The organism is Roseateles sp. FW301-B2 (assembly GCF_058788955.1).
Genome location: NZ_JBYTBE010000031.1, coordinates 12678 through 37827, shown reverse-complemented (window position 1 = coordinate 37827; position 25150 = coordinate 12678). Strand labels below are relative to the sequence as shown.

Genomic DNA, 25150 nt, shown 5'->3' with positions numbered 1-25150 from the left:
GATGGAGGCTGGCGCCTGGGAGCCGGAGGCCGCACGCGCCGCCGCCCCAGCGCGCCGGCTGGATGGCTGGGCGCTGCTGGCGCTGGCCATCCTGCTGCCGGCCCTGCTGATGCTGGGCCTGCATGCGCTCTCGCAGCGCTACAACACCGCGCTGCCGCCCGAGGTGCAGCGCCTCAGCGAGGCCTGGCAGTTCTCCGACGACAGCGAGCTGCTGCCCGCGCGCCAGCCCGAGCATGCGCGCCGCGTCTTGCTGCCGTTTGCACAATCGCAGGTGCGCGGCGCGACCCTGGGCGCGAACTGGCTGCTGCTGGACTTCGAGCTCGGCCAGCCGGCGCAGACGCCCTTTCTGCTGAGCCTGCAGCACCGCCCCAGCGTCACCGTCTACCTGGACGGCGAGTTGCTCGCCTATTCCAGCGTGGGCGATGAGGTCGAGATCGCGCAGCGCGGCCTGATGCTGGGCAGCCGCAACCTGCTCGTGAACGTGCCGCCCTCGATGCTGGTGGCCGGGCAGCACCGGCTGGCTCTGCGCCTGTTTGCGCCCGGCTTCGAGGGCAGCAGCCTCTCGCCGGTGCTGCTGGGGCCGGCCGAGGCGGTGCGCAGCCTGCAGGAAAGCCGGCGCGCCTGGCAGGGTGCGCGCCTGGTCACCGCGCTCTGCGGCCTCATCATCGGCCTGTTCCTGCTGCTGGTCTGGCTGGCGCTGCGCCAGGAGTGGCTGAACGGCGTGACCGGCATCTACTGCCTGCTGGCGGGCCTGCTGCTGCTGCCCTATCTGGTGGGCCAGCCGCTGCTGCCGGCGCCCTGGTGGCGCATGCTGCTGGACGCCGCCGACGTGGTCTCCAAGGCGCTGATGCTGTTCCTGGTGGCCAAGCTGCTGGGCTGGCCGACGCGCTGGCCGCAGCGCCTGGCACTGGCCTATGCCTTGCTGGGCCTGCCGCTGGACCTCTGGGCCGCCCATGCGGGCCTGGCCTGGACCGACTTCCAGCACCCCTGGCCCTGGTGGGCGCTGGGCAGCCGCAGCCTGGTGCTGCTGGTGGCCTGGGCGCTGGCGCTGCGGGCCGCCTGGCGCAGCGGCCGCGCGGTGCTGGGCATGGGCGCGGCGGTGGTGGGCCTGTCGGTGCTGGCCTGGATGTATGTGAGCTATTTCGCCCTGGTGGAGCGCGAGCGCTTCAGCGTGGTTGACGTGAACGTGGTGGGCTATGCCTGCCTCATCATGATGGCCGGCTTTGCGCTGCAGCGCCGCTTCGTGCATTCCCTGCGCGCCCAGACCCAGGCGCGCGCCGAGCTGGAGGCGGCGCTGGCCCAGCGCAGCGCCGAGCTGGAGGCGCGTTACCGCGAGCTGCAGCACAGCGAGCAGCTGCGCAGCGCGGCCGAGGAGCGCGAGCGCCTGCTGCAGGAGATGCACGACGGCCTGGGCTCGCAGCTGCTGATGGCCAAGCTGGGCGCCGAACAGGGCATGGACCGCGAGACCCTCAGCCGCCTGCTCGACGATTGCGTGGACGAGATGCGCCTCACCGTCGACGCCCTTGCCATCAACGATGGCGATCTGAGCCTGCTGCTGGCCAACTTCCGCCATCGCATGGGCAAACGCCTGGGGGCCGCGGGCCTGGAACTGGACTGGCAGCTGGGCGACACGCCTTCGCTGCCGCGCCTGATGGGCACGCATGGCCGCGATCTGGTGCGCATCGTGCAGGAGGCGCTCAGCAATGTGCTGCACCATGCCCAGGCCACGCGCGTGCGCTTTCGCACCCGGCTGACCGAGGATGGCGGCGCGGTGCTGCTCAGCATCAACGACAACGGCCGCGGCCTGCCCGAGGCGCCGCGCGCCGGCCAGGGCCTGCGCAATATGCGCAAGCGCGCGCAGCGCATCGGCGCCGAGATCGCCTGGCGGCCGGGCGAGGAGGGCGGCTGCGAGATCTGCCTGCTGATCCCGGTCGCGCCGCTTGAGCGTGCGCTCTAAAGAGCGCTATCGAATCCCCTGATGCTGCGGGCGCCACCCATGGCCGAGAATGCGCCCACCGTACTGGAGACAAAAGATGGAGAAAATCTGGCTGAAGCATTATTCCGAGGGCGTGCCCGCGGAGATCAACACCGGGCTTTATCCGTCCTTGGTCGACCTGATGGACGCGGCGTTCAAGAAGTACCCGCAGCGCGCCGCCTACAAGATCATGGGGCGCAGCATCAGCTTCGCGCAGATCGACGAGATGTCGCGCGCCCTGGCCGCCTATCTGCAGAGCCTGGGCCTGGACAAGGGTGACCGCGTCGCCCTCATGATGCCCAACATCCCGCAGTACCCGGTGGCGGTGGCGGCGGTGCTGCGCGCTGGCTATGTGGTGGTGAACGTGAACCCGCTCTACACGCCGCGCGAACTCGAGCACCAGCTCAAGGACGCCGGCGCCAAGGCCATCGTCATCATCGAGAACTTTGCCGCCACCCTGCAGCAGGTCATCAACCAGGTGCCCACCAAGCATGTGGTGCTGGCCTCGATGGGCGATCTGCTGGGCTTCCCCAAGGGCCTGATCGTCAACTACGTGGTGCGCAAGGTGAAGAAGCTGGTGCCGGCCTTCGAGCTGCCCAGCGCGGTGCGCTTCAACGACGCGCTGAGCCGCGGCCGCGGTATGGCCTACAAGGCGCCGCATGTGCAGCCGGGCGATATCGCGGTGCTGCAGTACACCGGCGGCACCACCGGCGTCAGCAAGGGTGCGGTGCTGCTGCACCGCAATCTGGTGGCCAATGTGATGCAGGCCGAGGCCTGGTATCTACCGGCACTCAAGAAGGTGCCGGACGGCGAGCAGGTGGTGAGCATCTGCGCGCTGCCGCTGTATCACATCTTCGGTTTCACCACCAACATGATGCTGTCCATGCACATGGGCGGCTGCAATGTGCTGATCCCGAATCCGCGCGACCTGCCGGCGGTGTTCAAGGAGCTGGCCCAGCATCGTTTCCACAGCCTGCCGGCGGTGAACACGCTGTTCATGGCGATGGCCAACCATGCCGACTTCAACAGCGTGGACTGGAGCCATCTGGCGATCTCGGTGGGCGGCGGCATGGCGGTGCAGCAGGCCACCGCCAAGCTCTGGCTGGACAAGACCGGCTGCCCCATCGTGGAAGGCTACGGGCTGTCGGAGACCTCGCCGGTGGCCACCTGCAACCCCACCGACAGCACCGCCTACAGCGGCACCATCGGCATGCCGATGTCGAGCACCGAGCTCAAGCTGCTGGATGACGACGGCCAGGAGGTCGGCCCCGGCCAGGCCGGCGAGATCGCCATCAAGGGCCCGCAGGTGATGGCCGGCTACTGGCAGCGCCCCGACGAAACCGCCAAGGTGATGACGCCCGACGGCTTCTTCCGCACCGGCGACATCGGCACGGTGGACGAGCGCGGCTACTTCAAGATCGTGGACCGCAAGAAGGACATGATTCTGGTGAGCGGCTTCAACGTCTATCCGAACGAGATCGAGGACGTGCTGACCCAGATGGAGGGCGTGCTGGAATGCGCCGCCGTGGGCATCCCGGACGAGAAGGCCGGCGAGGCCGTCAAGGTCGTGATCGTGAAGAAGAACCCGGCCATCAGCGAGGCCGACGTGCGCGCCTATTGCGAGGCCAACCTGACCGGCTACAAGCGCCCCAAGATCGTCGAGTTCCGCACCGAACTGCCCAAGACCCCGGTGGGCAAGATCCTGCGGCGTGAACTACGCGACAAAAAGTAGCATCGCGAGCGGCCACCGACGCACAGCCTCGGCGTAAGCTGAGCCACTGGAGGGATTGCGGTGCTGGACCTGAACTATCAGAAGACCGAAGCCGGACGCGCGGAAATCAAGAGCCGCGCCCTGGCCCTCTCGCGCGTGGCCCGCAATCTGCTGCTGGTGCTGGATGCCTCCAAGACCGCGCGCCAGTGGCTGGCGCTGGTGCAGGGCGCCACCGAGGCCGATTTCGAACTGCTGCTGCAGCACGCGCTGGTGGCGGCGCCCTTCGGGGCCACCGCGGCCATTCCTGCTGCTGGCGCTGCTGCTGCCGCCGCCGCTGCGCCCGTCTCGTCGCCCGTGTTGGCGCTGGACGGCAGCGAGCTGCCGCAGCTGGGCTACGAGGAGCTGTATGCCTACCTGACCCGCCATGCCAAGCAATACCTCGGCCTGATGAAGGGTTACCGGGTGGTGCTGGACGTGGAGCGCTGCGGCAATCTGCACGAGCTGCAGATGCTGGCGCAACGCTTTGTCGAACAGGTGCGCGAGGCCCAGGGCGAAGACCTGGCCCGGCAGGTGCGGCGCGCCATGGGGATGAGCACCTAAACTGCGGGCTCAGGAGTTGAGCCATGCCCCCGCGTTTTTTTGTTGAGACCCCGCTTGCCGCCGGCGAGCTGAGCCTGCCGCCCAGCGCGGCCCGCCATGTGCAGGTGCTGCGCCTGCAGCCCGGCAGCCCCGTGACCCTGTTCGATGGCAGCGGCGGCGAGTGGCAGGCCGAGGTGCTGGCGATGGGCCGCAGCGAGGTGCGCGTGCATCTGCAGGCGCGCCAGCTGGTGCAGCGCGAGCTCGCGCAAGACCTGACCCTGGCGGTGGTGATGCCCGCCAACGACCGCATGGACGGTCTGATCGAGAAGGCCACCGAGCTGGGCGCCGCGGCGCTGCAGCCGCTCATGAGCGAGCGCTCGGTGCTGCGCCTGGCCGGCGAGCGCGCCGACAAGAAGGCGGCGCATTGGCAGGGCGTGGCGGTGGCGGCCAGCGAGCAGAGCGGCCGCACGCGCGTGCCGCGCATCGCGCCGGTGCAGCCGCTGGCGGCCTGGCTGGCCGGCCTGGGCGAGCCCTTGCCAGCGCAGCGGCGCTGGCTGCTGAGCCCGGGCGCCGCCAGGCCCCTGCACGAGCTGGTGAACCAGCAGGCCGCCGCAGCCGAGACGCTGGTGCTGAGCGGCCCCGAGGGCGGCCTGAGCCCGGCCGAGGAAGAGGCGGCGCGTGCGCGCGGCTTCGTGGCCGCCAAGCTGGGCCCGCGCATCCTGCGCGCCGATACCGCACCGCTGGCGGTGCTCTCCTGGCTGGCGCTGCAGTCGGCCTGAGCGCCGGCAGTTCAGTCGTTAGGTTCCGCGTCCGCGGCCTCTGACCTGGGCGCGCGCGCCGAGCCGGCCACCAGATCGAAGCGGAACAGCCGGCACTCGATCGGGCCGTTCCACATCGGAAAGCGGCGCGACTCCTTCAGCCGCATCTTGGTGGGCAGCTTCATGTCGGGGCTCAGCATCCAGGCGGTCCAGCCGGCGCTCGCCTGCGTGTAGCCGCGCTTCCAGTGCGAAGCCAGGCGGGGGAAGAAGTCGTCGGTGGCGTCGCGCTGCTCCGAGCCGCTGTGCTCGCGCACCGCGGCCGCCTTGCCGCGCACCTCGATGCGCTCGCCATAGGGCGGATTCATCATCAGCGTGCCGGGCATGCCCTCGGGCAGCTGCGGCGCCGGGCGCTCCAGCGCGTCGCCGCCGTTGAACTGGATGTACTGGGCCACGCCGGCGCGCTCGGCGTTGCGGCGCGCGAAGTCCACCATGCGGAAGGCCACGTCGCTGGCGTAGATGGGCACGGCGGGCGCGTGCACGCGCGCCTGCGCGGCGCGCTTGAGCTCGGCCCAGCGGTTCTGCAGGGGCTGGAAGGGCAGCTGCGCCTCGAAGGCAAAGCGCCGCATGATGCCGGGCGCCGCGCCGCTAGCGATCAGCGCCGCCTCGATCGGGATGGTGCCCGAGCCGCAGCAGGGGTCGTGCAGGGCGCCGCCGGTGTCGGGCGTGCCCTTCCAGCCGGCCGCGGCCAGCATCGCGGCGGCCAGCGTTTCCTTCAGCGGGGCGTCGCCCTTGTCGACGCGCCAGCCGCGCTTGAAGAGCGGCTCGCCCGAGGTGTCCACATAGAGCGCGGCGCGTTCCTCGCCGACATGCAGCACCACCGGCAGGTCGGGGGCATAGGTGTCGACGCTGGGGCGCTCGCCGGTGGCGTCGCGCAAGGTGTCGCAGATCGCGTCCTTCACCCGCAGGGTGGCGAAGTTGAGGCTCTTGAGCGGCGAGCGGTGGGCGGTGGTGTCGACCTTGATGGTGTGGCGCGGCGTGATCCAGCGTTCCCAGTCGACCTGGCGCGCCAGCGCATAGAGATCGTCCTCGTGGCGGTAGCCGCCCTCGATCAGCTCCACCAGCACGCGCTGCGCCAGCCGGCTCTCGAGATTGATGATCAGCACGCCTTCAGCTTCAGCGCGCACCGCGCAGCCGCCGCGCAGGGCCTCGATCTTGCCCTTGGGCAGCACGGCGCGCAGCTCCTGCTCCAGCAGGGCTTCGACACCGCCGGGGCAGGAGACAAACAGATTCAGGAGTTCGGCGCGGGACATGGCGGCAGGGGGCGGGAGAAAACGCCTATTGTCCCAGCTTGTGCGCCAGCGCCTCGAATTCCGCCAATGGCAGCGGCCGGGCGAAGAAATAGCCCTGGAAGGCATGGCAGCCCTGGCCGCGCAGGGCCAGCATCTGGGCCTCGGTTTCGACGCCCTCGGCAATCACCGCCAGGCCCAGGCTGTCGCCCAGCTGGATCACCGCGCGCGCAATCGCCTGGGCATTCGGCTCGGTGAGCAGATCGCGCACAAAGCTCTGGTCGATCTTGAGCTGGTCCAGCGGCAGGCGCTTCAGATAGGCCAGCGAGGAATAGCCGGTGCCGAAATCGTCCAGCGAGAAGCGCAGGCCCAGGCGGCGCAGCTCGCCCATTAGCGCGATCACCGCCTCCACGTCTTCCACCAGGGCGCTCTCGGTGAGCTCGAGCTTGAGCTTGTCGGTGGGCGCGCCGCTGCGCGCCAGCAGCTGCTGCATGAAGCCCAGCAAACCCTTCTGCCGGAACTGGTGTGCGCTCAGGTTCACCGCCAGGCTGAGCCCGGCCAGCGCCGGTACCTGGGCCCAGGCGCTGAGCTGGGCGCAGCTTTGCTGCAGCACCCATTCGCCCAGCTGGCCGATCACGCCGCAATGCTCGGCCAGCGGGATGAACTGGGCCGGCGAGATCCAGCCGCGCTGCGGATGCTGCCAGCGCAGCAGGGCTTCGGCACCCAGCAGGCGGCCGTCGGCATCGACCTGGGCCTGGTAGTGCAGCTCGAACTGCTGGTAGTTCACCGCCTGGCGCAGATCGGCCTCCAGCAGGGCCAGCTCGGCCATCGCCGCCTGGGTCACCGGGTCGAAGAAGCAGAGCCGGTTGCGCCCCGCGGCCTTGGCCTGGTAGAGCGCGTGATCGGCGTGCTTGAGCAGCTCCTCGGCGCTGGACTCGGCCTCGCCCCACATCACGATGCCGATGCTGGGCGTGCTGTGGTGCGCGCTGTCGTCCAGGTGGTAGGGCTGGCCCAGCACGCGCAGCAGCTTCTCGCCGGCGGCCTCGGCATGCAGGGCGGCGCGGCGCGCGTCCTGGCCCAGGTCCTGCAGCAGCACCACGAACTCGTCGCCGCCCCAGCGCGCCACCGTGTCTTCGGCGCGCAGCGAGGCCTGCAGGCGCTTGGCCACGGCCTGCAGCATGCGGTCGCCCATGCCGTGGCCCAGGGTGTCGTTGAGCGACTTGAAGTTGTCCAGGTCGATGAACAGCACCGCGCCCTGGCGCGCGCCGCGCCGGCTCGCCGCCAGGGCCTGGTGCAGGCGGTCCAGCAGCAGGCGGCGGTTCGGCAGGCCGGTGAGCGGGTCGTAGAAGGCGAGCTGCTCGATCGCGGCCTCGGCGCGCTTGCGCTCGGTGATGTCGCGCGTCAGGCCGATGAACAGCGGCTCGCCGTCGCGCTCGATGTGCGAGACCGCCAGGCTCATCGGAAAGCTCTGGCCGTCCTTGCGCAGGCCGTTGACATCGCGGCCCAGCCCGATCACGCGCGGCGCGCCGCCTTCCAGATAACGCTTGATATGTGCGTCGTGCAGGCTGCGTTCGGGTTCGGCCATGAGCCGGTTGACGTTGCCGCCCAGCAGCTCGCGCGCCTGGTAGCCGAACATGCGGCAGGCCGCCGGGTTGATCGAGGCGATCACGCCATGGCGGTCGATGGTGATGACGCCATCGACCATGTTGTCGAGGATGGCCTGGGTCTGCTCGGCCTGGGCCTTCAGCGCCTGCGCGGCCTGCTGGCGCAGCCGGGCCAGCAGGCCGCGGCGGCGCTGCCAGAGCCACAGCGTCAGCGCGGCGCCCAGGCTCAGCGCCAGGCCCAGCTGCAGCAGCGCCTGGCGCTGGCGCAGCCAGGGCGCCTCGACGCTGGCCAGCGTGCGCCCCACCGCCACCACCAGCTGCTTGTCGACCGGCAGGCCGGCGGCGTGGACGCTGCGCGTGGCCACCAGGCGCAAGTCGTCGGTGAGGCGCGAATGCGCCAGCTGCAGGCTGGCCTCGCGCCCCTCGCTGAGATGCTGCTGCAGCACCGAGCCCGGCCGCTCCAGCAGATTGCGCCCCATCAGCTCCGGCTGCTCGGGCGCCAGCGTGAACAGCATGCCGTCCTGATGCGCCAGCGCGGCCCAGGTCTGCTCGGAGGGCTGGGCGGTCTGCAGCAGCAGGGCGAAGTAGTGCGGGTCCAGCAGCGCCATGACCAGGCCGACCGGCCGGTCGCGGTGATCGAAGAGCAGGCGGGCCAGGCTGATGGCATGCCCGGCCGGCGGGTCCAGCAGGGGGGGCGACAAATAGAGCATGCCGGCCTGCGGTTGGGCGCGCAGCGCCTGCACGGCGGCGTGCTGGTGCAGGTCCAGCTGCAGCAGGTCGACATGCGAGCTGGCCCTGACCTGGCCCTGGGCGTCCAGCAGCAACAGCGCGCGCACGCCCGGCATGGCCTGGGTCAGGGTGCGCATCAGGGGCTCGCCGTCCTGCTGCAGCTGGGCCGGCCGCCAGCCCGGCGCCTGCGAGGCCACCGTCTGCAGCGCGGCATGGGCCGCAATCATCTGCTGCGCGACGATGCCGTCCAGGGTGCGCACCAGGCCCTCGAGCTTCTCGCCCTCGTGGTGGCGCAGCGCCTCGCGTTCATTGGCCAGCCAGCCCAGCGCGAGGACCCAGGCCAGCGCCAGCACCAGCGCCAGCAAGGCCCAGGCGCGCCAGCGCCTCCAGGCATGGACGGCGGGCAGGTCGAGGTGGGACGGGGCGGACATCGAGGGATGCCACGGTACCCAGTCCGCGGGCATCAAGGCTTGATGTTTCTCAATCTGAGGCCGGCTACATGGCCTTGCGCAGATTGGCCGGCGCGATCTTCAGCGCTTCGCGGTATTTCGCCACGGTGCGGCGCGCCACCTGGATGCCCTGCTCCTCCAGCATGCTGGAAAGCTGGCTGTCCGAGAGCGGCTTGGCGGCATCCTCGGCGGCCACGAACTGCTTGATGAGGGCGCGCACCGCGGTGCTGGAGGCATTGCCGCCCGCCTCGGTGTTGAGCCCTGAGCCGAAGAAGTACTTGAGCTCGAAGGTGCCCCAGGGCGTGGCCATGTATTTGGCGGTGGTGACGCGCGAGATGGTGGACTCGTGCAGGCCCAGCTCGTCGGCGATCTCGCGCAGCACCAGCGGCTTCATCGCCAGCTCGCCATGCGAGAAGAAGCCCTTCTGGCGCTCCACGATGGCCTCGGAGACGCGCAGGATGGTGTCGAAGCGCTGCTGGATGTTCTTGATGAACCAGCGCGCCTCCTGCAGCTGCGTGCCCAGCGGCGAATTGCTGACGCCGCCGCGCGTCTGGCGCAACGCATGGGCGTAGAGCTCGTTGATGCGCAGCTTGGGCATCACGTCGGGGTTGAGCGTGACGCGGAAGCCGCGGCCGGACTTGCGCACGATCACGTCCGGCACCACCGCCGCCGCCTCGCTGCGCGCGAACTGGCGGCCCGGCTTGGGCTCCAGCTCGGTGATCATGCCCTGGGCCTCGCGCAGCAAGGCCTCGTCGGCGCCGGTGAGCGACATCAGGCGCTTCAGGTCGCGCTTGGCCAGCAGCTCGAGGTATTGCTTGCAGATCAGGATCGCCACCACCTGGGCCTGGCTGCGCGGCTTGGCGCGCAACTGCAGCAGCAGGCATTCGGACAGGTTGCGCGCGCCCACGCCCACCGGCTCCAGGCTCTGCAGCCACTTGAGCGCGCATTTGAGCGTGTCCAGCAGCTCCTCGCGCGCCTCGGCATCGGCATCGCCCGATAGCGCCTCGGTGAGCTCTTCCAGGCTGTCTTCCAGATAGCCGTCCTCGTTGAGCGACTCGATCAGCACCATCAGCGCGGCGCGGTCGGTCTGGCTCAGCTGCATGCCGGCGAGCTGGGCGTTCAGATGCTCCTGCAGCGAGATGCCGGGGCCTTGCTGTTCGGGGCGTTCGCCATCGTCGTCGCCGCTGCCGCTGCCCGTGCCGGGCGTCTCGCGGATGCCGTCGAAGTCGTCGCGCTCGGTGCCGTTCTCCCAGTCGTCGCGCTCGGTGGTGCCGAAGTCGTCGCCCTTGATCTCGGCCACCGCCTCGCCCTCGCCGCTGCTCTCCGCGCTCACTTCGGCCGCCGAGTCCTCGCGCTGCAGCGGCGCCGCCGCATCCAGGCGCACCGGCGCGGTCTCGCCAAACTCCTCGTCGGTTTCCAGCAGCGGGTTGCTGGTGAGCATCTGCTCCACCTCCTGGTTCAGCTCCAGGGTGGAGAGCTGCAGCAGACGGATGGACTGCTGCAGCTGCGGCGTCAGCGACAGATGCTGGGAGAGGCGTACCTGCAGCGACGGTTTCATCGCTTACATGCGGAAGTTTTCGCCGAGATAGACCTTGCGCACGTCCGGGTTCTCGACGATCTCTTGCGGGGTGCCCTCGGCCAGCACGGCGCCCTCGCTGATGATGTAGGCGCGGTCGCAGATGCCCAGGGTCTCGCGCACATTGTGGTCGGTGATCAGGACCCCGATGCCGCGCGCCTTCAGGAAGCTGATGATGCGCTGGATCTCCAGCACCGCGATCGGGTCCACGCCGGCGAAGGGCTCGTCCAGCAGGATGAAGCGCGGCTGCGTGGCCAGGGCGCGCGCGATCTCGACACGGCGCCGCTCGCCACCCGACAGCGAGGGCGCCGGGCTGTCGCGCAGCTTCTCGATGCTCAGCTCGTGCAGCAGGGTCTCCAGCGCGGCATCGATGCGGGCGCGGGGCCAGGCCTTGCCATGGTCGTCGAGCTGCAATTCCAGCACCGCGCGGATGTTTTCTTCCACCGTGAGCTTGCGGAAGATCGAGGCCTCCTGCGGCAGATAGCTCAGGCCCAGGCGCGCACGCTGGTGGATGGGCAGGCGCTGCACCGGCTGGCCGTCGATGCGAATCTCGCCGGCATCGGCGCGCACCAGGCCCACGATCATGTAGAAGCTGGTGGTCTTGCCGGCGCCATTGGGGCCCAGCAGGCCCACCACCTCGCCGCTGTGCACGTCCACATGCACGTTCTTGACGACGCGGCGCACGCCATAGGTCTTTTGCAGGCCTTCCGCCTCCAGCCGGCTGGGCGCGATGCCGGTCTCCAGCGCCGGGGTGTGCTGCGTCATGAAGGCTTGCGCGGGCTGGTCTGCAGGGTCGGGCTGGTTTGCAGCGGCAGCGGGGCGGAGGCGGCAGGCGCCGCGCTGCCCTCGGCGGCGCTGGCGGCCCTGGGCATCAGCACCACGCGCACGCGGCCGCTGGGATGCGGCGAGGCCAGGCCGCCGTCGACGCTGAAGACCTCGCTGCGGTTGTCGTAGACGATCAGCGCACCGGTGATCTCGTCGGCCACCGCGTCGCCGCGCACGCGGCGCACCACCGCGTTGCCGACGAAGCGCACGGTGTCGGAGCGGCTGTCGTACTCGAGCTGGTCGGCCGTGCCCTCGATGGCCTCGCCGGCCACGTCGCGCGCCTGGCGGAACTGCACCGGCTTGCCGGTCTCGCCGCTGGCGTAGGCCTGGTGGTAGCCGTCCGAGGTCTCACGCACATCCATGCGCTCGGCCTTCAGGAGCATGCTGCCCTTGCTGAGGATCACGTTGCCGTTGAACTCGGTGCGCTGGTTCACCACATCGAGCCGGCCGCCGCGCTCCGAGCTGATGTTGACGGGCTTGTTGCGGTCCGCCTTCTCGGCCCGCGCCAGCCCCGAGGCCAGCAGGGATGCAAGGCACGCGCAGCACAGGAGGCTGCGGGCGGAGGTCGAGCTGGGCGTGGGGGTGGGCATAGGCGGCATAGAACTTGCAGACCATTCTAGCCCGGCATTGCGGCCGGGCTTGCCACCCGGATCAGGGCTTGCGGATGCGCTGGATCAGGAAGTCGCTGACCGCCAGCGCGCGGCGGCCGCCTTCGGTCTCGGGCAGGCGTTCACCGCCGGCGGCGATGCTGGGCGAGGTCAGGAAACGGCCGCCGATGCCGATCGAGGGCACGCCATCGATGCGGTAGGCCTCGCTGAGCTTCTCGGCCTGCTGGCACTTGGTGTTGACGCCGAAGGAGTTGTAGGCGTCCTGGTACTTGGCCGGGTCCACGCCCAGCTTGGAGAGGAAGTCGGCCTGGCTCTTGGCGCTGTCGAGCGCCTGGCCCTGCTGGTGGATGGCCGCGAACACGGCGCCGCGCACCTGCGCTTCCTTGCCCATCGCTTCGAGCGCATAGAACATGCGCTGGTGGAGCTTCACATTGGCGCGGAAGGCCACATGCACCTTGCGGAAGCTCACATCGGCCGGCAGTTGCTGGGCCCAGGCCTCGATGGCGGGCTCGAAGGCGTAGCAATGCGGGCAGCCATACCAGAAGAACTCGACGATCTCGATCTTGCCCGGGGTGGTGGGCAGGGCCTGCGAGAGCTTCTGGTAATGCTTGCCCTCGATCGGACCGCCCTGCGCGAGCGCCAGGCCGGGCAGGCCGGCGGCGCCGATGACGCTGAGGCCGAGTTGGGCGGAAAAATCACGACGCTTCATGCTGAATTTCCTCTGTAGGTGACGCTGAGCAGCGGGCCATTCTGACCCGGCATGCTTAGGCGAGTCTTTAACGCTGAACCCGTACCAGATTGGCCTCGAAGCCGGCTGCCTCGATCTTGCGCTGCACGCCCTCGGCCTCGTCGCGGGCGTCCATCGGGCCCACCCGCACCCGGTAGACGAGGCGTCCGGACTGTTCCCTCTCGAACACCTTGGCGCTGAAGCCCTGGATCGCCAGCTTGGCGCGTTGCGCCTCGGCGTCCTCGGTGCGGGTATAGGCGCCGGCCTGCACGAAGTAGATGTAGGGATCGGCGGCCGGGGCGCTCGCGGCGGCGGCCTTCTCGGTGCTCTTGTCGGCCGGCTTCTCGGCGGGCTTGGCCTTGGTGGCCGTACTCGCGGTGGGCGTGACGGCGCTGGCGGCCGGGGCCGGCGTGCTTGTCACTGGCGCCGTCACCACGGGCGCGGGCGCACCGCCCACCACGCCGCTGGCCACCTTGGCGGCGCTCTTGCCGGCCAGCGGGGCGTTGGGATCCCAGTTCTTGTTGCGCGCGGCCTCCTGCGCGTCCTGCTCGGCGGTGCGCTGCGGCACCTTGTCGACGAAGGGGATCGGCACCTTGGTGATGTAGAGCGCCACGCCCAGCGCCACCGCCAGGCCCAGCAGCAGGCCGACGATCAGGCCGAGGACGAAGCCACCGCGCTCACCGCTGTTCTTGTTCGCACCGCTCATGCGTTCTCCGTTGTTTCACGCGTCATCTGTTCCGGCGCGCTCACGCCCAGCACGGCCAGGGCATTGCGCAGCACCTGGCGGGTGGCGGCCAGCAGGGCCACGCGGGCGCGCGTCAGCTCCGGCGCCTGGTCCAGCACGCGCTCGGCCGCATAGTAGCTGTGATAGGCGCCGGCCAGGTCGCGCAGGTAGAAGGCCACGTCATGCGGGGCCAGGTCTTGCGCGGCGCTGGTGAGCATGCGCGGATAGTCGGCCAGCTTGAGCATCAGCGCGGCCTCGGTGGGGGCCGTCAGCAGGCTCAGGTCGGCGCCGGCCAGCGCGGCCGCGTCGCCACCCAGCTCCACCCATTTGCGTATCACCGAGCAGATGCGCGCATGCGCGTACTGCACGTAGAACACCGGGTTCTCGTCGTTCTGCTTCAGCGCCAGGTCGACGTCGAAGGTGAATTCGGTGTCGGCCTTGCGGCTGATCAGGAAGAAGCGCACCGCGTCGCGGCTGGTCCAGTCGATCAGGTCGCGCAGCGTCACGTAGGAGCCGGCGCGCTTGGAGATCTTGACCTCCTCGCCGCCCTTCATCACCGTGACCATCTTGTGCAGCACGTAGTCCGGGAAGCCCTGGGGGATGCCCACATTGGCCGCCTGCAGGCCGCCGCGCACGCGCGCCATGGTGCCGTGGTGGTCGGTGCCCTGCACATTGATGCACTTGGTGTAGCCGCGCTGGAACTTGTCGATGTGATAGGCGACGTCCGGCACGAAGTAGGTGTAGCCGCCCTCGGACTTGCGCATCACGCGGTCCTTGTCGTCCCCATAGTCGGTGGTCTTGAGCCAGAGCGCGCCATCGAACTCGTAGGTCTTGCCATTGGCGATCAGCTTGGCGACGGTGTCTTCCACGCGGCCCGAGCTGTAGAGGCTGGATTCGAGGAAGTAGTTGTCGAAGCGCAGGCCGAAGGCCTGCAGGTCCAGATCCTGCTCATGGCGCAGATAGGCCACCGCGAACTGGCGGATGCCGTCCAGGTCGTCCACGTCGCCGGAGGCGGTGAACTGGCGGTCGTCGGCCTTGACGGTCTTCTTGGCGCGGAAGTCGTCGGCGATGTCCTGGATGTAGTCGCCGTTGTAGGCGGCGTCGGGCCAGCCGACATCGCCCGGCTTGAGCCCCTTCAGCCGGCATTGCGTGGAGTTGGCCAGCGTGGCGATCTGCACACCGGCGTCGTTGTAATAGAACTCGCGTGTGACCTGGCTGCCCTGGGTTTGAAACAGGCTGCAAATGGCGTCACCGAGTGCGGCCTGGCGTGCATGGCCCACATGCAGCGGGCCGGTGGGGTTGGCCGAGACGAACTCGACCATCACATGCTGGTCGTTGGCGCCCTGGTGGCCGAAGTCCGCCGCGGCGCTCAGCACCTCGCGCACCACCGCCTGCTTGGCGGCCGGCTTGAGGCGGATATTGATGAAGCCGGGACCGGCGATTTCCATCGCATCCACCCAGCGCGCAAAGGCCGCGTGGCGCTGCAGCGCCTCGATCAGGGCTTGAGCGAGCTCGCGCGGATTCTTCTTCAGCGGGCGCGCCAGCTGCATCGCGGCGGTGCAGGCGAAATCGCCATGCGCGGCCTGCTTGGGCGATTCGAAGACCGGGGCCAGGGTGGCGCCGGGGCTCAGTTCTTGGATGGCTGCACCGAGGGCGGCGAGCAGCTCCTGCTTGGCTTGGATCATGGGCGGATTCTACGGGGGGCAGCCCGCTTGCCCGGGCGCCGGGGCTGGGGCAGGATACGCCCCACTCATGAGCAGCTCCCCACCCGCATCCAGTTTGACACCCGGCAGCCCGGCGGGCGCCGCCGAGCATGACCTGCCCGGCTATATCGGCAAGTACCGCGTGCTGCGGCGTCTGGGCGAGGGTGCCACCAGCGACGTGTTCCTGGCGCTGGACGAGTTCCGCGGCGTCGAGGTGGCCATCAAGCGGGTGCGCTCCTGGGCCATGGTGAGCCGCAACGGCCCCGATGGCGCGCAGATGACCAGCCGTTTCTTCGCCGCCGAGGCGGCCCTGGCCGGCCGGCTGCAGCATCCCAATGTGGTGCAGATCCTGGATGCCGTGCCCGAGCCCGACTCACCCTATCTGGTGATGGAGTATGTGCAGGGCGTGACGCTCAAGCATTTCTGCCGCAGCGACCGCCTGCTGCCGCTGGACCAGATCGTCGAGCTGGGCTTCAAGTGCGCGATGGCGCTGGGTTATGTGTTCCGCCAGGGCCTGATCCACCGCGACGTGAAGCCGGCCAATCTGCTGGCGGTGCTGGACGGGCAGGGCGAACTCACCGATGTGAAGGTGAGCGATTTTGGCAGCGCGCTCAACCTCAATTCCGACAGCACCCAGGTGCACCGCGTCGGCTCGCTGGCCTATATGCCGCCCGAGCAGATCGAGGGCGGCGACGTGGGCTGCCATGCCGACATCTATGCCCTGGGCGCGGTGCTCTACCACCTGGTGGCCGGGCGCCCGCCCTTCGATGCGCCGAGCCAGATGGCGCTGATGCACCAGATCTACCACCAGGCGCCGCAGACCCTGGTGGGGCTGCGTGGCGGCGTCACCCCCGAGCTGGACGCGGTGATCCTGCGGGCGCTGGCCAAGCACCCGGGCGAGCGCTACCCCGACTGGGACAGCTTTGCGCGCGCGCTGTCCGGCCTGGTGGCGAACCAGTTGGTGCCGCTGGCGCGGCTCTACGAGGTGAAGGACTCGGAGCGCTTCAACCTGCTGCGCGACCTGGAGTTCTTCGCCTTCTTCGGCGACGTGGAGCTGTGGGAGGTGGTGCACCGCGCGCGCTGGCGCCGCTATCCCGAGGGCCACGCGCTCTACAAGAAGGGCCAGGAGGGCAACACCTTCCACATCATTGCCCAGGGCGAGGTGGAGGTCTACCGCGATGGCAACAAGGTGGCCACCCTGGGCATGGGCACCTCGGTGGGCGAGATGGCCTATCTGTCGCCCAACCCCGATCTACGCCGCCACAGCACCGACATCCGCGTGACGCAGATCTGCACCACCATCTCCTTCACGCCCGAGTCGCTGGCCCTGCTGAGTCCGGAATGCCAGCACCGCTTCGACCGCGCCTTCATCCAGGTGCTGGTGCGGCGCTTGCATGCGGCGCACGAGGCCTTGGCGCATCCGCGCCGCATCATGTAAGCGCCTGGGTCAACCATGCTTGAGAGCGGCGCGTTGCTGTGTTGGAATGCTCTCGGCACCTGTGCCACCTCTGCCAATCCCTCAGGGAAGGAAACCCCATGAAAAAGCTGATCAGCCTGTTCGCGCTCTCGCTTGCCGTTGTTGCCGGTGGCGCCCATGCCGCCGACAAGGCGCCCACCGCTCAGCAGAGCAAGATGGGCAGCTGCAACAAGGACGCCGGCGACAAGAAGGGCGACGAGCGCAAGGCCTTCATGAAGGAATGCCTGTCGGCCAAGCCCGCCGCGCCGGCCGCCTCCGGCACGCCGCAGCAGATGCGCATGAAGCAGTGCAACGTCGACGCCAAGGACAAGAAGGGCGACGAGCGCAAGGCCTTCATGAAGGATTGCCTGTCCAACAAATCGTGATCTGACTCAGGCGGCCCGCGCCCAATAGGCCGGGCTGCCGTAGTTCTGCTTGAGGAAGTCGATCCACAAGCGCACCCGCAGCGGCAGGTGCTTGCGCTGCGGGATCACCGCAAAAATGCCATTGGGCGGCGCCGCGAAGGCGTCCAGCACGGTTTGCAGCCGGCCGGCCTGGATGTCGGCTTCCACCTCCCAGGTGCTGCGCCAGGCCAGGCCCAGACCGGCCAGGCACCAGTCGTGCAAGACCTGGCCATCGCTGCAGTCGAGCCGGCCGCTGGGCCGGGCATGGCTGAGTTCACCGTCCACCATGAAGGCCCAGCCGCGCGTCTGGCTGGCGTCGGAGCTGAGCATCAGGCATTGGTGGCGGGCCAGTTCGCCGGGGTGCTCGGGCACGCCGGCCCGCTTCAGGTAGGCGGGGCTGCCCACGCAGAGGCGGCGGTTGTCGGCCAGGCGCATGCTCACCAGGCTGGAGTCCACCAGATCGCCCACGCGCACCGCGCAGTCGAAACCCTCGTTGACGATGTCGACCACGCGGTCGCTCAGGTTCAGCGACAGGCTCACGTCCGGGTGCAGGGCCAGGAACTCGGGCACCAGGGGCGCCAGGTGGCGGCGCCCGAAGCCGGCCGGGGCGGTGATGCGCAAATGCCCCGCGGCCTTGATGCCACCGGCGCTGACGCTGGCCTCGGCGTTCGCGAAGTCCACCAGCAGGCGCTGGCAATCTTCCAGAAAAGCCGTGCCCTCGTGGGTGAGGGTGAGCTTGCGGGTGGTGCGCACCAGCAGCTTGACGCCCAGGCGCGCTTCCAGCGCATCGATGCGCCGACCCATCACCGCAGGCGCCACTCCCTCGGCCTGGGCGGCCGCGGTGAGGCTGCCCTTGGTGGCCACGGAGACGAAAGACTCGATCTGCTTGAGGCGATCCATGGCCGTGGATTGTGCTACCGCCTGGGCCCGAACAGCCTAATGAAACGGTAAAACCGTTTCATTTGTGCAAAAAAGTCAGGGATCTAGCGCGCCGCACCGCAGCAATTCCGCCCCCGAGCTCGCGTAAATTCAGGGTCAGTAGTTCATCTTTGCCAGGAGTCCGTCATGAGTGAGCGCACCACCATCCACCGTCTGCAGATCGCCAGCCCGCTGGTCCGCTTCATCGAGCAGCAGGTGCTGCCGGGGACAGGTCTTGCCCCCGCGGCGTTCTGGGCCGGCTTCGACGCCATCGCGCACGACCTGGCCCCGAAGAACCGCGCCCTGCTGGCCGAGCGCGAGCGCCTGCAGACCGCGCTGGACCAGTGGCACAGTGCCCATCCCGGCCCGATCCAGGACATGCCGGCCTATCGCGCCTTCCTGCAGGAGATCGGCTATCTGGTGCCGCAGCCCGAGAACGTGCAATCCAGCACCGCCCATGTCGACGCCGAGCTGGCCCTGCAGGCCGGCCCGCAGCTGGTGGTGCCGATCCTGAATGCGCGTTACGCGCTGAACGCGGCCAACGCGCGCTGGGGCTCGCTGTATGACGCGCTCTACGGCACCGACGCGATCCCCGAGACCGATGGCGCCGAGCGCGCCGGCGCCTACAACCCGGTGCGCGGCGCCAAGGTGATTGCCTATGCGCGCCGCGTGCTCGACCAGGCCGCGCCACTGGCCGGCGCCTTGTCGCATACCCAGGCCGCGTCCTACCGCGTCGAAGGCGGCCAATTGGTGGTGGAGCTGATCGGCGGCGGCCGCGCCGCGCTGCAAGACCCCGCGCAATTCGCGGGCTACCAGGGCGAGGCGGCGGCGCCGAGTTCGGTGCTGCTGGTGCACAACGGCCTGCATCTGGACATCCAGATCAACCGCGCCACGCCGATCGGCAAGAGCGACGCCGCCGGCGTCAGCGACCTGGTGCTGGAAGCGGCACTCTCCACCATCCTCGACCTGGAGGATTCGGTCGCCGCGGTGGATGCCGAGGACAAGCTGCTGGCCTACAGCAACTGGCTGGGCATCCAGCTGGGCACGCTGACCGAAGAGGTCAGCAAGGGCGGCAAGACGTTTACGCGCGCGCTCAACGCCGACCGGCGCTACAGCGCACCGAACGGCGGCGAGCTCGTGCTGCATGGCCGCTCGCTGATGTTCGTGCGCAATGTCGGCCACCTGATGACCAACCCGGCCATCCTGCTGGAGGGCGGCGCCGAGATCCCCGAGGGCATCATGGACGCGGTCATCACCGTCACCATCGCCCTGCATGACCTGAAGCGCCGCGGCAATTCGCGCACCGGCTCGATCTACATCGTCAAGCCCAAGATGCACGGCCCGGCCGAGGTGGCCTTCGCGGCCGAGCTGTTCGGCCGCGTCGAGCAGTTGCTGGGCCTGCCCGACAGCACCGTCAAGCTGGGCATCATGGACGAGGAGCGCCGCACCAGCGTGAACCTGAAGGCCTGCATTGCCGCGGCCAGCAGCCGCGTGGCCTTCATCAACACCGGCTTCCTGGACCGCACCGGCGACGAGATGCATACCGCCATGCTGGCGGGCCCGATGATGCGCAAGGGCGATATGAAGAGCTCGGCCTGGATCCAGGCCTACGAGCGCAGCAATGTGCTGACCGGGCTGGCCTGCGGCCTGCGCGGCCGCGCCCAGATCGGCAAGGGCATGTGGGCCATGCCCGATCTGATGGCGGCCATGCTGGAGCAGAAGATCGCCCATCCCAAGGCCGGTGCGAACACCGCCTGGGTGCCCTCGCCCACCGCCGCGACCCTGCATGCCCTGCATTACCACCAGGTCAGCGTGACGGCGGTGCAGCAGGAGCTGGAGAAGGTCGATTTCCGAGCCGAGCGTGAGGACATTCTCAACAAGCTGCTGACCATTCCGGTGGTGGCCGAGGCGCGCTGGAGCGCAGCCGAGCGCCAGCAGGAACTGGACAACAACGTGCAGGGCATCCTGGGTTATGTGGTGCGTTGGGTGGACCAGGGCGTGGGTTGCTCCAAGGTGCCCGACATCCACAACGTCGGCCTGATGGAAGACCGCGCCACGCTGCGCATCTCCAGCCAGCACATCGCCAACTGGCTGCACCATGGGGTGGTGAGCGAGGCCCAGGTGCGCGAGACCTTTGCCCGCATGGCCCAGGTGGTCGACGCCCAGAACGCCGACGACCCGGCCTACCAGAGCCTGGCCGCGCATCCCGATGGCGCGGCCTTCCAGGCGGCGCTGGACCTGGTGTTCAAGGGCAAGCAGCAACCCAGCGGCTACACCGAGCCGCTGCTGCATGCCTGGCGCCTGAAAGTGAAGGCCGCGGCGCGTTGAGCGCGCAGGAGCGTGTAGTTCGGCACTTGTCAAATGCGTTGCACGGACCCAACAGGGTCCCCCTCTATGCCCAAACGTAAAGCCAAACGTTAAAGTTTGTATACGTATTTGCTGCTGCGCCCAGTGCGTCTTCCCACAAGGGAGAGGTCGGGCGCAGTGGTTTTATTGGGCCACCACCTCAGAGGGACTTCATGTCGAGGACTTACAAATTCAGCGTGATCGGCGCCGCCGTCATCGCAGCCATGGGCACCATGTCGGCCCAGGCACAAAACCAGCTTGAGCGTATCGAGATCACGGGTTCGAGCATCAAGCGCATCGCCAGCGAAGGCGCACTGCCGGTCCAGATCATTGGCGCCGAGCAGATCCGCGCTTCGGGTGCGACCAGCGTGGCCGAAGTGATCCAGAAGCTGCCTTCGATGCAGGGCTTCCAGGTTGCCGATATCGCCATCGGCACCAACTCGGGTGGTATCGCCACCGCTTCCATCCATGACATCGGCGGTTCTTACACCCTGGTGCTGCTGAACGGCCGCCGTATCGCACCGACCGGCTCGGGCTCCACCATCAACCTGAACGCCATCCCGATGAGCGCCATCGAGCGCGTGGAAGTGCTGACCGACGGCGCCTCGGCCCTGTACGGCTCGGACGCCATCGCCGGCGTGGTGAACTTCGTGCTGAAGCGCAACAGCCAAGGCGGCAACGTCACGGTGCAGGCCAATGCCCCGCTGGAAGGCGGCGGCGCCTCGGCCAATGCCAGCGTCACCTATGGCGTGGGCGATATCGACAAGCAGGGCTTCAACCTCGTGGCCACCTATCGCCACGACGAGCAGAAGCAGATGAAGTCCGGCGACCGCGATTTCGCCAAGTCGGCCTGGGTGCCGTTCGAGTGGAACGGCAAGAACTACATCTACGACCGCACCAGCACCTCGGCCGATCCGGCCAATGCGCAGGTCACGTTCAAGACCCTGGCCGGCGAGCCCGCCAGCTCCAAGCTGGCGAACTACTCGTTCAACCCTTACTACAAGGCGAACGGCAACAAGTGCGCGCCTAACAACTACTACAGCCTGAACAACTCGGCCAGCGCCACCTCGGTGACCGAGATGTGCGCATTCGACTTCGTCAGCACGATCGACATCGTGCCCGAGTTCAAGCGCGACTCGCTGTTCCTGGCCGGCAACCTGAAGGTCAGCGACAAGGTGAACCTGTTCACCGACGCCGCCTACTCGCGCATCGACCTGATCGCACGTATCGCGCCGAACCCCGTGCCCGTGGCCATCCCGGTCTCGTCCTCGCTGTTCACCAAGTACGTCGCCCCCTACCTGACGGCCAACCAGATTGCGCACGTCAACACGGTCAGCGCCGCCTACCGCGCCACCGACTTCGGTACGCGCGATTCGCAGACCGTCACCGACTCCAAGCACCTGGTGCTGGGCGCCGACGTGGACCTGGGCAACTGGACGGTGAACGGTGCCGTGACCTGGTCGCAGAACGCCATCGACGAGAAGTACGTTGGCGGCTATTTCAAGACCAAGGAGTTCACCGACATCATCAAGAATGTGTCGATCGACCCCTTCGTGCCGTCCGGCAACCAGACCGCCGCGGCCCAGTCGCTGATCGCCAACTCGATCTTCAACGGCACCATCCGCACCGCCACCACCACCATGAAGGCCGCGGACGTGCGCGCCTCGGGCGAGATCTTCAAGCTGCCGGCCGGCGCCGTCAGCATGGGTCTGGGCGGCGACTTCCGCAACTACCAGTACAAGCAGACGCCTTCGGCCGCTGCCGTGAACGGTGAGATCTACAACTTCAACGCGCCCACGCCTTACGACGTGAAGCGCGACAACATGGGCCTGTTCACCGAATTGCTGGTGCCCGTGGTGAAGGATCTGGAGCTGACCGGCGCGCTGCGCTATGACTCGATCGGCAAGATCACCGACGCCGTCAACAACAGCACGGTGGGCGACAAGGCCAGCAAGGTGACCTACAAGGTGTCGGCGCGTTACCAGGTCTCCAACGCCGTGCTGCTGCGCGGCTCCTACGGCACCGGCTTCAAGGCACCGGCGATGCTGGACATCTCGGCGCCGCTGGTGGCCAACGGCGTGACCGCAGCCAACTACGCCTGCCCCTTCCCCGGCACCGACGCCTGCAAGCCGGCTGACAAGACCCAGTACAGCCAGCTCGCCGGTGGCAACGCCAACCTGAAGCCCGAGCGCTCCAAGCAAGGCACGGTCGGTATCCGCTTCGAGCCCAGCAACGACTTCGGTATCGGTGCCGACTACTGGCGCGTCGACATCAGCGACGCCGTCAGCGGTGTGTCGGCCAACCAGGCTTTTGCCGATCCGCAGAAGTACAAGGAGCTGTTCACCACCTTCAGGACGCCGGCCGAGCCCCAGGCTTACTACGCGTTCAAGAGCCTGTCGATCAATATCGGCAAGGCCAAGACCTCGGGTATCGACTGGGACGTGGTGACGCGTTTCAACACGGGCGCTGGCCGTCTGACCGTTGGCCTGACCGGCACCTACATGATCGAGTCGTCGTACACCCGTCCTGGCACGGACAACGACTTCACCGACAGCCTGGGCAAGTACGGCGAGAACGCGGCAGTGACCTTCCGCAACATCGTGCGCGCCACCGCCAAGCTGGAAACCGGTGCCTTCACCAACACCCTGACCCTGAAGGCTCGTTCGGGCTACCAGGACATCACCGCCACCGTGCGTGATGTGGCCACCAACAAGAACACCACGGTCTCGGTCGTGGTGCCGCGTTACGCCACCGTGGATTGGCAAGGCAGCTACAAGTACAACAAGGATCTGGAACTGCGTCTGGGCGTGAACAACCTGTTCAACTCCAAGCCGCCGTTCACCCTGCGTGACTCCTCGGGCCACCAGGTTGGCTACGATCCGCGCTATGCCGATCCGATGATGCGCATGGTGTACGTCACCGGCAGCTACAACTTCTAAGTTCTAGCCACCCAGTGCAAAGGGGCCGCGCAAGCGGCCCCTTTTTTCATGGCGCGGCGCGTGCGGCGCCCGCCTGGATCAGATGCGATGGTGCGCGCTGGGGTCCCCCTGCGCACGCTCCAGGCGGCGCTGGCAGTCCAGGCAGCGCAGCGCCTCGGGCTGGCGCTGCAGGCGGTCGAAGGCGATCGCCTCGCCGCAATCGCTGCACAGGCCATAGCCCTGGCCGCGCAGGCGCTGCAAGGCCTCGTTGACCTGGCGCAGCTCGTCCAGATGGCGGTCGCTGCGCGCCAGGTCCACCTCGCGGTCGGCGTCGCGGGCGGGCTCGTCGTCGCCGTCCTGCAGCAGCAACTCGCGCGCATGCTCGGCGCGCGATTGCTCGCCCAACTGGCCGTGCAGGCTGCGCTCCAGCTCCTGCTGGCGCTGCACCAGCAGCATCTCCAGCTGCGCATGCTGGCCGGGGGTCAGGTCTTGGGTCATGAGGCTTCTCCTAAGCTTTGATCATGCTCGCACCGCGCCGCCGGCGGAGATTTGATTCCGGTCAATACCGCCGCCGTCCCTAAAATGTGCCCAACTCAATAGGAGAGAACAAGCATGTCTGAACCCCTGGCTGCGGCCCCAATGCCGCAGCGATGCGAGGTGCTGGTGGTGGGCGCGGGCCCGGCCGGCAGCGCCGCGGCGCGTGTGCTGGCGCGTGCCGGCGTGGACGTGGTGCTGCTCGATCAGCAGCCCCAGGGGCGCGACAAGATCTGCGGCGATGGCCTGATTCCCGATGCCCATGCGGCCCTGCAGCGCCTGGGCCTGCTGGGCCAGGTGATGGCGCGTGCCGAGCCCGTGGCCCATGTGGGTTGCATCGGCCCGCGCGGCACCCGCATCGATGTGCCGGGCGAGCTGGCGGTGTTGCCGCGCCGCGAGCTCGACGAGCTGCTGTGCCAGGCGGCCCAGGACGCCGGTGCCCGTTTCATCGCGCCGGCGCGCTTCGAGAAGCCGCTGGAAGATGGCCAGGGGCGCGTCTGCGGCGCGCTCGTCGGCAAGGGCGGCGTGCAGCATGAGCTGCAGGCCGACTGGGTGCTGCTGGCCACCGGCGCCGTGCCCAAGGCCCTGAGCGCCGCCGGCATGTGCGAACGCCACACGCCCAGCGGCGTGGCGCTGCGCGGCTATGTGCGCGCGCCCTCGATGGTGGGGCGCATCAAGGCCATGGAGGTGGTGTGGAGCAAGGCGGTGCGGCCCGGCTACGGCTGGATCTTCCCGGCCCCCAATGCCACTTTCAACATCGGCGTGGGCGTGACCGACAGCCACAGCGCCGTGGGCGGCAAGGGCGCCAAGAAGGAGCTCAATCTGCGCGCCATCTTCGACGCCTTTGTCGAGCATTACGAACCCGCCGCGGCGCTGATGCGCGAGGGCGAGCTGGTGGGCGAACTCAAGGGTGCGCCGCTGCGCTGCACGCTGGACGGCGCGCGCTGGTCGCGCCCGGGCCTGCTGGTCACCGGCGAGGCGGCCGGCTCCACCTACAGCTTCACCGGCGAGGGCATCGGCAAGGCGATGGAGACCGGCATGCTGGCGGCCGAGGCGCTGCTGCAGGGGCGCCGCCAGCACAGCGATGATGCCGCGGTGCGCGCCGCCTATGAGCAGAGCCTGCGTGCGCTCAAGCCCAAGTTCGATCTCTACCAGCGTGCCAACAAGGTGAACGCCATGCCTTGGCTGGCCGATCTGCTGATCTGGCGCGCCCAGCGCAGCCCGCGCCTGCTGCAGCGCATGAGTGGGGTGTTGCGCGAGACCAGCAACCCGGGCAACCTGATCAGCCTGAAGGGCTTCTCGCGCCTCTTCCTGGAATAG

The 25150-nt window shown here is 68.6% G+C and carries 19 protein-coding genes; 9 read left to right on the top strand and 10 right to left on the bottom strand.

Annotation, left to right across the window (positions count from 1 at the left end; genetic code table 11):
- Position 1 precedes the first annotated feature (1 nt).
- The 4 genes from AC3WQY_RS19050 (at position 2) to AC3WQY_RS19035 (ending at position 5044) form a co-directional block, all read left to right on the top strand.
- Entirely contained in the window at positions 2-1957 is a 1956-nt protein-coding gene (locus tag AC3WQY_RS19050; protein ID WP_492710098.1) for a sensor histidine kinase, read from the top strand.
- Between the two features lie 76 nt (positions 1958-2033).
- Positions 2034-3707 carry a long-chain-fatty-acid--CoA ligase gene (locus tag AC3WQY_RS19045; protein ID WP_492710096.1) on the top strand — a complete coding sequence of 558 codons (1674 nt, stop codon included), beginning with the start codon at positions 2034-2036 and terminating at the stop codon, positions 3705-3707.
- 60 nt (positions 3708-3767) lie between these two features.
- Positions 3768-4286: a hypothetical protein gene (locus AC3WQY_RS19040; protein WP_492710095.1), complete on the top strand. Its 519-nt coding sequence runs from the start codon at positions 3768-3770 to the stop codon at positions 4284-4286.
- Between the two features lie 23 nt (positions 4287-4309).
- Positions 4310-5044, top strand: a complete 735-nt coding sequence (locus tag AC3WQY_RS19035; RefSeq protein ID WP_492710094.1) for a 16S rRNA (uracil(1498)-N(3))-methyltransferase — start codon at positions 4310-4312, stop codon at positions 5042-5044.
- 11 nt (positions 5045-5055) lie between these two features.
- On the opposite strand, the gene AC3WQY_RS19030 is transcribed toward AC3WQY_RS19035, so the two are convergent.
- The 8 genes from AC3WQY_RS19030 to argS form a co-directional block, all read right to left on the bottom strand.
- Complete coding sequence (locus AC3WQY_RS19030; RefSeq protein ID WP_492710093.1) at positions 5056-6333, bottom strand: THUMP domain-containing class I SAM-dependent RNA methyltransferase; 1278 nt, start codon at positions 6331-6333, stop codon at positions 5056-5058.
- 25 nt (positions 6334-6358) lie between these two features.
- Positions 6359-9073 carry a bifunctional diguanylate cyclase/phosphodiesterase gene (locus AC3WQY_RS19025; protein WP_492710091.1) on the bottom strand — a complete coding sequence of 905 codons (2715 nt, stop codon included), beginning with the start codon at positions 9071-9073 and terminating at the stop codon, positions 6359-6361.
- Positions 9074-9137: 64 nt separating this feature from the next.
- Complete coding sequence (locus AC3WQY_RS19020; protein ID WP_492710090.1) at positions 9138-10649, bottom strand: RNA polymerase factor sigma-54; 1512 nt, start codon at positions 10647-10649, stop codon at positions 9138-9140.
- A 3-nt stretch (positions 10650-10652) separates the two neighbouring features.
- Complete coding sequence (lptB, locus tag AC3WQY_RS19015) at positions 10653-11432, bottom strand: LPS export ABC transporter ATP-binding protein (protein WP_285234163.1); 780 nt, start codon at positions 11430-11432, stop codon at positions 10653-10655.
- Positions 11429-12082 carry a lipopolysaccharide transport periplasmic protein LptA gene (lptA, locus tag AC3WQY_RS19010; protein WP_492710088.1) on the bottom strand — a complete coding sequence of 218 codons (654 nt, stop codon included), beginning with the start codon at positions 12080-12082 and terminating at the stop codon, positions 11429-11431. Before lptA ends, lptB begins: the two co-directional genes overlap by 4 nt.
- A 61-nt stretch (positions 12083-12143) precedes the next feature.
- On the bottom strand, positions 12144-12809 hold the full coding sequence (locus AC3WQY_RS19005) for a thiol:disulfide interchange protein DsbA/DsbL (protein ID WP_285234161.1): 666 nt from the start codon (positions 12807-12809) through the stop codon (positions 12144-12146).
- Between the two features lie 67 nt (positions 12810-12876).
- A complete protein-coding gene (locus AC3WQY_RS19000; protein ID WP_492710086.1) occupies positions 12877-13533 on the bottom strand; it encodes an SPOR domain-containing protein in 657 nt (218 codons plus the stop codon).
- Entirely contained in the window at positions 13530-15236 is a 1707-nt protein-coding gene (argS, locus tag AC3WQY_RS18995) for an arginine--tRNA ligase (protein ID WP_492710084.1), read from the bottom strand. Before argS ends, AC3WQY_RS19000 begins: the two co-directional genes overlap by 4 nt.
- Positions 15237-15303: 67 nt before the next feature.
- Here argS and AC3WQY_RS18990 point away from each other — a divergent pair, with 67 nt between their 5' ends.
- Together AC3WQY_RS18990 and AC3WQY_RS18985 are read left to right on the top strand one after the other, a co-directional pair.
- A complete protein-coding gene (locus AC3WQY_RS18990; protein ID WP_492710082.1) occupies positions 15304-16692 on the top strand; it encodes a serine/threonine-protein kinase in 1389 nt (462 codons plus the stop codon).
- Between the two features lie 98 nt (positions 16693-16790).
- Positions 16791-17096 (top strand): PsiF family protein, encoded by a 306-nt coding sequence (locus tag AC3WQY_RS18985; protein ID WP_285234157.1) that lies wholly within the window; start codon positions 16791-16793, stop codon positions 17094-17096.
- A 6-nt stretch (positions 17097-17102) separates the two neighbouring features.
- Here AC3WQY_RS18985 and AC3WQY_RS18980 read toward each other — a convergent pair whose 3' ends face one another.
- Positions 17103-18014, bottom strand: coding sequence for a LysR family transcriptional regulator (locus AC3WQY_RS18980; protein WP_285234156.1), 912 nt, complete (start codon positions 18012-18014; stop codon positions 17103-17105).
- Positions 18015-18179: 165 nt separating this feature from the next.
- Here AC3WQY_RS18980 and AC3WQY_RS18975 point away from each other — a divergent pair, with 165 nt between their 5' ends.
- Both AC3WQY_RS18975 and AC3WQY_RS18970 read left to right on the top strand, forming a co-directional pair.
- Positions 18180-20360 carry a malate synthase G gene (locus AC3WQY_RS18975; RefSeq protein WP_492710080.1) on the top strand — a complete coding sequence of 727 codons (2181 nt, stop codon included), beginning with the start codon at positions 18180-18182 and terminating at the stop codon, positions 20358-20360.
- A gap of 191 nt (positions 20361-20551) precedes the next feature.
- The gene (locus tag AC3WQY_RS18970; protein ID WP_285234154.1) at positions 20552-23317 is read left to right on the top strand and encodes a TonB-dependent receptor; all 2766 of its coding nucleotides are present in this window, start codon (positions 20552-20554) and stop codon (positions 23315-23317) included.
- Positions 23318-23395: 78 nt separating this feature from the next.
- On the opposite strand, the gene AC3WQY_RS18965 is transcribed toward AC3WQY_RS18970, so the two are convergent.
- The gene (locus AC3WQY_RS18965; RefSeq protein ID WP_285234153.1) at positions 23396-23794 is read right to left on the bottom strand and encodes a TraR/DksA family transcriptional regulator; all 399 of its coding nucleotides are present in this window, start codon (positions 23792-23794) and stop codon (positions 23396-23398) included.
- 114 nt (positions 23795-23908) lie between these two features.
- On the opposite strand from AC3WQY_RS18965, the gene AC3WQY_RS18960 reads away from it, so the two are divergent.
- On the top strand, positions 23909-25150 hold the full coding sequence (locus AC3WQY_RS18960) for an NAD(P)/FAD-dependent oxidoreductase (protein ID WP_492710077.1): 1242 nt from the start codon (positions 23909-23911) through the stop codon (positions 25148-25150).

What these genes read in the sequence shown, in the direction of transcription:
- AC3WQY_RS19050 (WP_492710098.1), top strand. Translation starts at nt 2, where the DNA reads ATGGAGGCTGGCGCCTGGGAGCCGGAGGCCGCACGCGCCGCCGCCCCA.
- AC3WQY_RS19045 (WP_492710096.1), top strand. Translation starts at nt 2,034, where the DNA reads ATGGAGAAAATCTGGCTGAAGCATTATTCCGAGGGCGTGCCCGCGGAG.
- AC3WQY_RS19035 (WP_492710094.1), top strand. Translation starts at nt 4,310, where the DNA reads ATGCCCCCGCGTTTTTTTGTTGAGACCCCGCTTGCCGCCGGCGAGCTG.
- AC3WQY_RS19030 (WP_492710093.1), bottom strand. Translation starts at nt 6,333, where the DNA reads ATGTCCCGCGCCGAACTCCTGAATCTGTTTGTCTCCTGCCCCGGCGGT.
- AC3WQY_RS19025 (WP_492710091.1), bottom strand. Translation starts at nt 9,073, where the DNA reads ATGTCCGCCCCGTCCCACCTCGACCTGCCCGCCGTCCATGCCTGGAGG.
- AC3WQY_RS19020 (WP_492710090.1), bottom strand. Translation starts at nt 10,649, where the DNA reads ATGAAACCGTCGCTGCAGGTACGCCTCTCCCAGCATCTGTCGCTGACG.
- lptB (WP_285234163.1), bottom strand. Translation starts at nt 11,432, where the DNA reads ATGACGCAGCACACCCCGGCGCTGGAGACCGGCATCGCGCCCAGCCGG.
- lptA (WP_492710088.1), bottom strand. Translation starts at nt 12,082, where the DNA reads ATGCCCACCCCCACGCCCAGCTCGACCTCCGCCCGCAGCCTCCTGTGC.
- AC3WQY_RS19005 (WP_285234161.1), bottom strand. Translation starts at nt 12,809, where the DNA reads ATGAAGCGTCGTGATTTTTCCGCCCAACTCGGCCTCAGCGTCATCGGC.
- AC3WQY_RS19000 (WP_492710086.1), bottom strand. Translation starts at nt 13,533, where the DNA reads ATGAGCGGTGCGAACAAGAACAGCGGTGAGCGCGGTGGCTTCGTCCTC.
- argS (WP_492710084.1), bottom strand. Translation starts at nt 15,236, where the DNA reads ATGATCCAAGCCAAGCAGGAGCTGCTCGCCGCCCTCGGTGCAGCCATC.
- AC3WQY_RS18990 (WP_492710082.1), top strand. Translation starts at nt 15,304, where the DNA reads ATGAGCAGCTCCCCACCCGCATCCAGTTTGACACCCGGCAGCCCGGCG.
- AC3WQY_RS18985 (WP_285234157.1), top strand. Translation starts at nt 16,791, where the DNA reads ATGAAAAAGCTGATCAGCCTGTTCGCGCTCTCGCTTGCCGTTGTTGCC.
- AC3WQY_RS18980 (WP_285234156.1), bottom strand. Translation starts at nt 18,014, where the DNA reads ATGGATCGCCTCAAGCAGATCGAGTCTTTCGTCTCCGTGGCCACCAAG.
- AC3WQY_RS18975 (WP_492710080.1), top strand. Translation starts at nt 18,180, where the DNA reads ATGAGTGAGCGCACCACCATCCACCGTCTGCAGATCGCCAGCCCGCTG.
- AC3WQY_RS18970 (WP_285234154.1), top strand. Translation starts at nt 20,552, where the DNA reads ATGTCGAGGACTTACAAATTCAGCGTGATCGGCGCCGCCGTCATCGCA.
- AC3WQY_RS18965 (WP_285234153.1), bottom strand. Translation starts at nt 23,794, where the DNA reads ATGACCCAAGACCTGACCCCCGGCCAGCATGCGCAGCTGGAGATGCTG.
- AC3WQY_RS18960 (WP_492710077.1), top strand. Translation starts at nt 23,909, where the DNA reads ATGTCTGAACCCCTGGCTGCGGCCCCAATGCCGCAGCGATGCGAGGTG.